At 73.6% G+C, this 9052-nt stretch carries 8 protein-coding genes; 5 read left to right on the top strand and 3 right to left on the bottom strand.

Annotated features, from left to right (window positions below; genetic code table 11):
* Positions 1 to 39: 39 nt before the first annotated feature.
* A complete protein-coding gene (locus tag J0670_RS20945; RefSeq protein ID WP_207813172.1) occupies positions 40 to 1116 on the bottom strand; it encodes a GAF domain-containing protein in 1077 nt (358 codons plus the stop codon).
* A 425-nt stretch (positions 1117 to 1541) separates the two neighbouring features.
* Between J0670_RS20945 and J0670_RS20940 the strand changes: the two genes are divergently transcribed.
* The 5 genes from J0670_RS20940 (at position 1542) to J0670_RS20920 (ending at position 6981) form a co-directional block, all read left to right on the top strand.
* The gene (locus tag J0670_RS20940; protein ID WP_374223137.1) at positions 1542 to 2816 is read left to right on the top strand and encodes an acyl-CoA dehydrogenase family protein; all 1275 of its coding nucleotides are present in this window, start codon (positions 1542 to 1544) and stop codon (positions 2814 to 2816) included.
* Positions 2817 to 3323: 507 nt separating this feature from the next.
* Positions 3324 to 5468, top strand: coding sequence for a sensor histidine kinase KdpD (locus tag J0670_RS20935; protein ID WP_207813171.1), 2145 nt, complete (start codon positions 3324 to 3326; stop codon positions 5466 to 5468).
* Positions 5468 to 5899 carry a roadblock/LC7 domain-containing protein gene (locus J0670_RS20930; protein WP_196949665.1) on the top strand — a complete coding sequence of 144 codons (432 nt, stop codon included), beginning with the start codon at positions 5468 to 5470 and terminating at the stop codon, positions 5897 to 5899. Before J0670_RS20935 ends, J0670_RS20930 begins: the two co-directional genes overlap by 1 nt.
* Positions 5896 to 6279, top strand: coding sequence for a DUF742 domain-containing protein (locus tag J0670_RS20925; RefSeq protein ID WP_207813170.1), 384 nt, complete (start codon positions 5896 to 5898; stop codon positions 6277 to 6279). Before J0670_RS20930 ends, J0670_RS20925 begins: the two co-directional genes overlap by 4 nt.
* Positions 6280 to 6405: 126 nt before the next feature.
* Positions 6406 to 6981: an ATP/GTP-binding protein gene (locus J0670_RS20920; RefSeq protein ID WP_279383048.1), complete on the top strand. Its 576-nt coding sequence runs from the start codon at positions 6406 to 6408 to the stop codon at positions 6979 to 6981.
* 52 nt (positions 6982 to 7033) lie between these two features.
* Here the strand turns inward: J0670_RS20920 and J0670_RS20915 are convergent, their stop codons facing one another.
* Complete coding sequence (locus J0670_RS20915) at positions 7034 to 7486, bottom strand: MarR family winged helix-turn-helix transcriptional regulator (protein WP_207813169.1); 453 nt, start codon at positions 7484 to 7486, stop codon at positions 7034 to 7036.
* Positions 7487 to 7597: 111 nt separating this feature from the next.
* The coding region (locus tag J0670_RS20910) for a hypothetical protein (RefSeq protein WP_207813168.1) at positions 7598 to 9052 on the bottom strand (1455 nt) is incomplete at its 5' end.

Genomic DNA, 9052 nt, shown 5'->3' with positions numbered 1-9052 from the left:
TGGAGCCGCGGTGCCGCGCACGGGCGGCGGATCGGGGGTTCAGCTCGGCAGGACGAGTCCGGACCCGCCGGCGATGCCCGGGCGGCCGGCCGCGGTGGCGGAGCCGTTCTGCTGGAGCCGGTCGACCAGGAGCGCGGCGAGGGTGCCGAGCTCCTCCTCGGTGCGGGACTGCGCGGTGACGTCCATGCCGACGGTGAGGACACCGTTGACCTGGCCGGTGCGCGCGGCCCGCAGCGGGGTGCAGGTGAAGCTGAAGATCTGCTGGATGCGCTGCGCCTCGGGGCGGCCGGACTGGATCCGGACGTTGTTGAGGACGGTGGTGCGGCCGGTGTGGTACGCCTCGGCGACGGCCTGCTGGAGGCCGGCCCCGCCGAGCTGCGGGTAGGCCGAGCCGATCGACCCGTACGCCACCGGGGCGCCGAAGGTGTCGGCGTGCTGGGCGTTGGCGTAGCGGATCTCCTGGCCGGGGCCGTCGGTGAGCATGATGGGGAACGGGGAGCCGTCGAAGGCGGCGAACATCTCCTGCTGCTGGGCGAGCAGGTTGTCGCGCAGCCGGATCTCGGAGAGCAGCGCCTCGGCGAGGTGCTGGATGTCGCGCAGCCGCTCACGCCCCCACTGCCGGGGTTCCCGGTCGAGGACGCAGACGGTGCCGATGACGGTGTTGGTGTCGTCGACGAGGGGGGCGCCGAGGTAGGCCCGGACGCCGAGTTCGTCCACGACCGGGTTCCCGGCGAACCGGGGGTAGGCGAGGATGTCGTCCAGCGCCAGGGGCGAGCGCTGGGCGACCACATGCGGGCAGAAGCCGTGACTCAGAGGCATCTGCCGGGTGGGGAGGTCGAAGGCGATGCCCCGGTCCGCCCAGGAGGCGCCTTCTTCGACCGCGGCCTCGGACGAATTTGGCGGAATGTAGAGCCCCCGGAACATCTGGCGCTCGTCGTTGATGAAGTTGACCATCGCGATGGGAGCGCGGGTGATGCTGGCTGCCAGGTGGGCGAAGCGGTCGAAGGCCTCGTCCGCGGACGGTTCGTTGAGACCCAGGCTGCGCAGCCTGCGGGTCCGCTCGGACTCCCCGGCGGCACCCGGGAACTGGCCTTGAGTGCTCATCACATCAGTCATGGCGCACATGTAATCAGACATCCGGGCGTCGCGGTGCTACCGGTACCGTTCGCAAGCCTTTGCTGATGAACAGTCAAAGCAGCATGTGAGCGACCGACTGCGGACGGTCCGAGGGGCCGACATCGATTCCCGGCCAGTAGTGGCGCGAAACCCCTCGATAAAAGGACGGGCCGAATCCCGCCAATCCAAGATCGACTATGTGTGGAGTCGGTGTGCACATATGACAATGAGCCCTGCCGAAGACACGGACGGTAGTCCCCTACCCTCGGGAGCCCCCGTTCCAAGGTCCGCATGCACCCGGATGCAACGGGGCGATCGGCCGTCACACCTCCACACCCCCACCGATTCCCCGGGGGGAGCGGCCGGAGCGGCATCGTCGGCGCGAACGGAGGCACGACACCAACCGAGGACGAGAGGACCAGAGCATGGCGATGGACTACTTCACCGATGAACGGCACGAGAGCCTCCGGGCGGAGGTCCGTGAGTTCGCGGAGAAGGAGATACGTCCGCAGGTGGCCAGGATGGAGGCCGACCGGGAGATCGAGTTCGAGCTCTCGCGCGAGATCGCCCGCCGGGGCTGGATCGGCGTGACGATCCCGAAGGAGTTCGGCGGCCTGGGGCTCGGTCACCTCGCCAAGACCGTCATCGTGGAGGAACTGGCCCGGGTCAGCGGCGCGATGGGCGCGATGGCGCAGGCCTCACAGCTCGGCGTCGCGAAGGTCATCCACTTCGGCTCGAACGCCCAACGGCGGGAGTGGCTACCGAAGTTCGCCTCCGGGCAGTCCCTGCCGACCATCGCGGTCACCGAGCCGGAGTCCGGCGGCCACGTACTCGGCATGGCCGGCACCGCCCGCCGCGAGGGCGACGAGTACGTGCTCAACGGCCGCAAGGTGTTCGTCGGCAACTCGCACATCGGCGACGTCCACGGCGTGGTCTTCCGCACCGACGAGGGCAGCCGGGGGCTCTCCGCCTTCCTGGTCGAGAGCGACCGGCCCGGCTTCCACGCGGGCGACCGCGGCACCCAGGGCGGGCTGCACGGCTTCAGCTTCGGCGAACTCGTCTTCGAGGACTGCCGCGTCCCGGCGCGCAACCGGCTCGGCGAGGAGGGACAGGGCCTCGACGTCGCCTACTCCTCCTCCACCCTGTACGGCCGGCTGAACCTCGGCGCCGTCGCACTCGGCATCCACGTCGCCGTCGTGGAGGACACCGTCCGCTACGCCGAGGAGCGGGTGCTGTACGGCAAGCCGCTCAACCAGCTGAACAGCGTCGCACTGAAGCTCGGCGAGATGCAGTCCCGGCTGATGACGGCCAAGCTGGCCGCCTACCACGCCTCGCACCTGCTCGACCTCGGCGAGCCCTGCGACGCCGAGCTGATGAACGCCAAGCTGATCAACACCGAGTACGCGATGGACTCGGCGCGCACCGCCATGGAGATCTTCGCCGCCCGCGGCACGCAGGAGGAGTACAACATCATCCGCTACCTGCGCGACGCCACCCACATCTACGCCCCCGCCGGCACCTCGGACGTCCAGAAGCTGCGGCTCGGACAGGTCGCCTCTGGCACCTACGGCAAGCAGTGGTCGGCCGAACTGTCCGACGTGGCGAGCTGGGCGTGGACCGAGCTCAACCAGCTGGAGGCCGAGGCGACGGTGCACAGCGGGCCGGGCGCGCAGGTGGTACCGATGCCGCTGGCGGGCTGACCAGGGCCCGACGGCCCGGCCGCTGGGGCCTTCGGGCGGATTGACGGTCCGGAGGTTCGGGCGGATTGACGGTCCAGGTGCCTTGACCGCCCGGGCGGTTCGGGCGGATTGACGGTCCGGACAGCGGCGGACGGTCGGCCCACCGGCTGTTTGACCTGCTCCTGACGGCTCCCGGGAGGTCCCACCGACCTCCCGGGAGCCGTTCTCCGTTCCGCGGCAACCGCGCTGAACTGCGGCGTTCCGTCAGCGAACACCCCGAACCGGAAAGCGTGCCGCTGCCATCCGCCGTTCACATATCGTCAGTTGATGTTGCGATGAGGGCACCTGGGACTGATAGGTTTCCTGCCGTCGACGGCCGTGCTGCACCCGTCCGGACGGTGACACCGCGTCACCGAGTCCGGCGACCCCGGCCCCGGCGCCCTGAAGCCCGACCGGGCCCTCCCGGGCCGACCCCGCCGTTCGGCCCCGCGACCCGGCCTGCAACTCGGCCCTGCAACAAGGAATCAGATGCCAGGCATATCGGCCCCCCGCACGGGCCACCGCGCCGGCCGGTCCGGCTCCCTCCGCAGCTCGCTCCTCGCCCTCGTACTGGTTCCCAGCCTGGGCCTCGCCGCCGCCTGGGGCTACGCCGCCTACCTGCTGCGCGACGCCGGACACGGCACCGCGCTGCTGATCGGCACCGCCGTCGTCGCCGTGGTCGTGCTGGTCAGCCTGGTCCGCGGCGTCCGGGCCGCCCGGGCGCTGGCCGCCCGCCTGGCCGGGCTGCGCGCCGACACCATCACGCTCGCCCAGCAGGAGATCCCCGAGGTCGTCGACCGGCTGCGCGCCGGCGAGGCGGTGCCCACCCCGCCCGCCTGGTCGCCGTCCCGGCGGCTCGGCGACGAGGTCCAGCAGACCTCCGACGGCCTGGCCGCCGTCCGGCAGGCCGCCGTCGCCGCCATCGTCCACCAGGCGCAGGGCCGCGAGGGGACGAAGAAGGTCTTCCTCAACATCGCCCGCCGCACCCAGATCCTGATCCACCGGCAGATCAGCATGCTCGACGCGCTGGAGCGCGAGCACGAGGAACCCGAGCTGCTGCGCGAGCTGTTCGCCGTCGACCACCTGGCCACCCGGATGCGGCGCAACGCCGAGAACCTGGTCATCCTCGGTGGCGCGCTGCCCGCCCGGCGCTGGCGCAACGCCGTGCCCGTGGTCAACGTGCTGCGCAGCGCCGTCTCCGAGACCGAGAACTACGCCCGCGTGGTCGTCCAGGGCGTGCCGCGCGCCTCGCTCAGCGGGCAGGCCGTCGCCGACGTCATCCACCTGGTCGCCGAGCTGATCGAGAACGGCACCACCTTCTCCCCGCCGTACACCCAGGTGCAGGTCTCCGCGCAGGAGGTCCCCAAGGGCCTGGCGGTCGAGGTCGAGGACCGCGGCCTCGGCATGACCGAGGAGGAGTACGAGCGGCTCAACGAGTACCTGGCCAACCCGCCCGAGCTGGACGTCTCCGCGCTCGGCGACGACCTGCGGCTCGGCCTGTTCGTCGTCGCGCGCCTCGCCGCCCGGCACGACATCCAGGTCACCCTGCGGCCCTCGCCGTACGGCGGCACCCGGGCCGTGGTGCTGGTGCCCTCGGTGCTGCTGGAGCAGGCCGAGCAGCCGGCCGCGGTGCCCGGGCTGCCGTCCGGCGCCCGGGTCACCCGGACCCCGGTGCCGGAGCCGCGGCCGATGGCGGACGCGGACCTCGGGGAGGTCGACGAGGAACTGTCCGGCGCGCTGGCCGGGGTGCTCAGCGGGCTGCTGGGCGGCGGCGCTCCCGGCGCCGCGCCCGAGCCGCCGACGGCGACCATCGAGGGTGACGGCGGGCTGGTCGGCGGTGGTACGGGTAACGGCGGTACGGGCAACGGCGGTGGCGGTGCGGCCGGTGGCGGTGTGGTCATCGGCGAGGTGCTCGGCCGGAACGTCGAGGAGAACGCCCCGCAGGACGGTGGTACGGCCGCCGGCGGCGACGGGCCCGCCAACGGCGGACTGCCGGTCGGCGCCGAGATCCCCGGGCTGCCCGGGGCCGTGGTCCTCCCCCGGCCCGCGCTGCCGCGCCCGTACGACCTCCCGACCGGTTCCGGCGGTTCCGGCGGTTCCGGCGGTTCCGTCGGCCCGTTCGACCCGGCCGGAGCCCCGGCGGACCTCGCGGTGGACCGGCCGCTCGCGGACCCGGCCGCCGGCTTCGACGAGGTCCCCGCCGACCGCTCGGCGCCCACCCACGAACGCCCGCAGGAGGACCACGTGGAGCACGGCCCGGACGGCGAACTGCGCACCCCGCGGGTCCTGCCGCAGCGGGTCCGCAACGCCAGCCTCGCCGAGCAGCTCCGCGAGGCCAACGCGCCCGGCGCCATGATGCCGCCGCCGTCGTCGCCGGTGCCGGCCGCATCGCCGTACGGGGCCCACGCCGCCCCGGCCGGTCCCCGGTACGGCGACTCCGACGACCCGTCGCCGACGCGCTCCCGCGCCACCATGGCCGCCATCCAGCGCGGCACCCGGAGCGCCCGCGCGACCGGTTCCGAACCGGACGCGCCCGCCATGCCCGCCAACCCGGCGGCGCCCTCCGCCCCTTCCGCCCCACAGGAAGCCCCCGCGGAAGCCTCCGCCGTTCAGGAAGCCAAGGAACAGCACTGATGACGCAGCACGACGACACCCAGCGCGACCTCAACTGGCTGCTGGACCAACTGGTGGCGCGCGTGCCCGAGACCCGGCACGCCATCGTCCTCTCCGAGGACGGCCTGCTGGTCGGCATGTCCCAGGGCCTCGACCGGGCCGACGCCGAGCACCTGTCCGCCGTCGCCTCCGGGCTGCAGAGCCTCGCCCGCGGCGCCGGGCACCGCTTCAACGGCGGACGGGTCCGGCAGACCGTGGTCGAGATGGACCAGCTGTTCCTGTTCGTCACCACCGCCGGACAGGGCGCCCGACTCGCCGTCCTCACCAGCGAGCAGGTGGACGCCGGCCTGATGGCCTACGAGATCAACATGCTGGTCAAGCAGGTCGGCCAGTACCTCACCGCGGCGCCACGCAGCGACGCGGGCCAGGTCGGCGTGGGTGGCGGTGCGTGACCTCCGCCGACGCCGACGAGGGCTGGTTCTACGACAAGGACGCCGGCCACCTGGTCCGCCCTTACGCGATCACCAACGGGCGCACCGGCCCGGTCCGTGACGGGTTCGCGCTGATCACCCTGGTGGTCACCGCCGACCCGCGCACCGACACCAGCCGGCTGACGCCCGAACCGGCCGCGATCCTCGACCTGTGCCGCGAACGCCCGCTGGCCGTGGCCGAGATCGCGGCCACCATGGACCTGCCGGTGAGCGTGGTCAAGGTGCTGCTGGACGACCTGGCGGAGGCCCGGCTGATCCTCACCCGTGCCCCGGTCCAGCTCGCCGAGGCACCGGACATCTCGCTGATCCAGGCCGTGATCGAGGGTGTCCGCCGGCTCTGACCGGCGGGCCCCCGCCCGTCAGAGTCGGCCCCGTCAGAGACCGGCCCCGTCGAGACCGAACCTGTCGAGCACGGCCCTGTCGAGCACGGCCCCAGAAACTCCCAGTTCCCTTCCAGGAGACCCGAATTGACGACCAAGAGCCTGGTGCCGGGCGCGGTCAAGATCCTCGTCGCCGGCGGTTTCGGCGTCGGGAAGACCACCATGGTCGGCTCGGTCAGCGAGATCGAACCGCTGCAGACCGAGGAGCGGATGACCCGCGCCAGCATCGGGATCGACAGTCTCGAAGGCGTGCAGGACAAGTCCACCACCACGGTGGCGATGGACTTCGGGCGGATCACCGTCCGCGAGGACCTGGTGCTCTACCTGTTCGGCACACCCGGGCAGTTCCGGTTCTGGTTCATGTGGGACGACCTCGCGCTCGGCGCCCTCGGGGCGATCGTCCTCGCGGACACCCGGCGACTCGAATCCAGCTTCGCCGCCGTGGACTTCTTCGAGCAGCGGGGCATCCCGTTCGCGATCGGCGTCAACTGCTTCCACGGCCGCCGCGAGGCCACCCCGGAGGACGTCCGGCGCGCTCTCGACCTCGGGCCCGAAGTGCCGGTCGTGCTGTGCGACGTCCGGGAGCGGGCGTCCAGCAAGGAACTGCTGCTCGCCCTGCTCGACCGGGTGCACCGGGACGCGCTGGCGGCCGGGCGGCGGTGAGGCCGCCCGGGCGCCATGCCCTCGCGGGGGCGCTGTGCCTGTGCGGGGGTGCTTACGCCTTCGCGGGAGTGAGCTCGGACAGCGCGCCGACCAGTGGGGCCAGCTCGGGGAGCTCGGCCGCCTGCGCCAGCGTCGTCTCCAGGGTGGCGTCGTGCACCGGACGGGCGGCGTCCAGCAGGGCGCGGCCCTCCGGGGTCAGCTCGGTGTAGATGCCGCGCCGGTCGTCCGCGCAGAGGTAGCGGCTGAGCAGGCCCCGGTCCTCCAGCCGGGCGACCAGGCGGGTGGTCGCACTGCTGCTCAGCGCCGCCGCCCGGGCCAGCTGCTGCATCCGCATGTGCCAACCGTCCTGCCGGGACAGCGCCTCCAGCACGGTGTACTCGACCACCGAGAGCCGGTGCTCCGCCTGCAAGGCCTTCTCCAGCGCGGTGTCGATCAGCCCGTGCAGCGCGGCGAGCGTGCGCCAGCCGCTGGCCCGGACCTCGGCGGCGTCGTCGCGGATCCCCATGGCCCGACTTCCCTTCGCGTTGGCCTGTGTGTCGTGTTGCGTCGTGTTGCGTCTCCTCTCCGACAAGTATGCCAGTCCGCGCGGATTATCTGTCTGTGCAAATACTTCGGCTCATGCCTTTCCGGTGACGATCTCTTCCACGTCCGCCGCTTCCTCCTCCCAGGCCGCCGAGCAGAGTGCGACGGCCAGCGCCTCGGTGTAGCCGGCGGCGGCGAGCCAGGCGGTGGCGAAGGCGTCATGGTCGTCCGGGACGGTCCGGCCGAACACATCGCGCCGCTGGTTCGCCGCGGCGGCCCGGAGGCCGTCCAGGAGCTGGGCGGCCGTGGCCAGCCCAGCGGCGCTCAGCAGGCTCCGGTCGGCCGCCGCCGAGGCCTCGCTCGGGGCGAGGGCGTGCCGACCGGTCGTGACCGTCTGCTCCACCCTGCGGCCGAGCACGTGCACCGGCGGACCGGCCGGGGGCACGACGGGGACGGCGACGGGCGGGGCGGCCGCGAGCCCCGCTGTGAGCCCCGCCGGCAGGTCGGCGGTCTGGAGGCGCTCCAGGCCGAGGTTGACCCGGCCCGCCCGCTCCGCCGGAAGGGCGAGCGGGTCGGGGGCGTCCGGGGCCGTACCGATCGCGAGCAGGCGCAGCTCCGGACGGTCCGCCCGCTCCAGGCGCCCGATCACCCGCAGCCGCAGCCCGGGCGCGGTGGCGAGCAGCGCGAGGTTCGCCCGGAAGGCCAGGCCGGGGTGCGCGTGGCCCGGGAGCAGCGCGATCACGAGCTCGCTCCCGGCCGCGCGGGCGAGCAGCCGGGGCTCCCCGCCCGGACCCGTCGGGGAGGTGCCCAGCAGGGCGACGTCCAGGAAGAGCAGGTCACTGCCGGCCGGACGGCCCTCGTACGGCAGCTCCTGCGCCGCCAGCGCCCGGGCCACCTGGGCGGCCGGTGGCTCGGACCAGAGCCGAGCCGCCGGCTGCGCCGTCCACTCCGTACCCGCGGCGCGCACCGCGCGGACGGAGGCCCCCGCGCCCAGCCGCCCGCTGGCGGACCTGGTCGCGCCCTGGACGGCCAGCCCAGCGCGGCTGAACTCGCGGTGGCTGAGCGCGGCGTCGCCCAGCCGGACCGTCCGGTTGCCCGCCCCGACCGCGAGCGGTGCGGCGGTCGCGGCGTCGGTGTGCGGAGTCACCTCGGCGACCGTGCTGAGCCGGCCGTCCGCGTCCACCGCCCAGCTGACCGCGCCCGCATGGGTGGCGGTCAGCACCGGCTCGGCGAACAGCCCGTACAGCCGCAGGCCGCCCTCCTCCGCGTACGCCTGGCGGGCGGTGCCGCGCAGTTCGGCGGGCGGACGGTTGGTCGGGGCGTTCGTCGGGGCGTTCGTCAGGGCGTGGGTGAGGCCGAGGAGGTCGCGCAGGCCGGCCACCAGGTCCGCCAGCCGGTGGTCGGGCGCGCCGGAGCGCGCCGCCCGGACCCCGGTCACCACGGCGACGGCCGCGGCGGCCGGGCGGAACAGGCCCGCCAGCCGGGCCCGGTGGGCGGCGCGCAGCAACTCGGCCTGGGAGACGGCGCCGGCTCCGCTCACCCCGGCGGC

The organism is Streptomyces sp. FH025 (assembly GCF_017427025.1).
Lineage (GTDB): Bacteria > Actinomycetota > Actinomycetes > Streptomycetales > Streptomycetaceae > Kitasatospora.
Note: the sequence above shows the minus strand (reverse complement) of the source record. Positions and strands in the feature narration are given on the sequence as shown.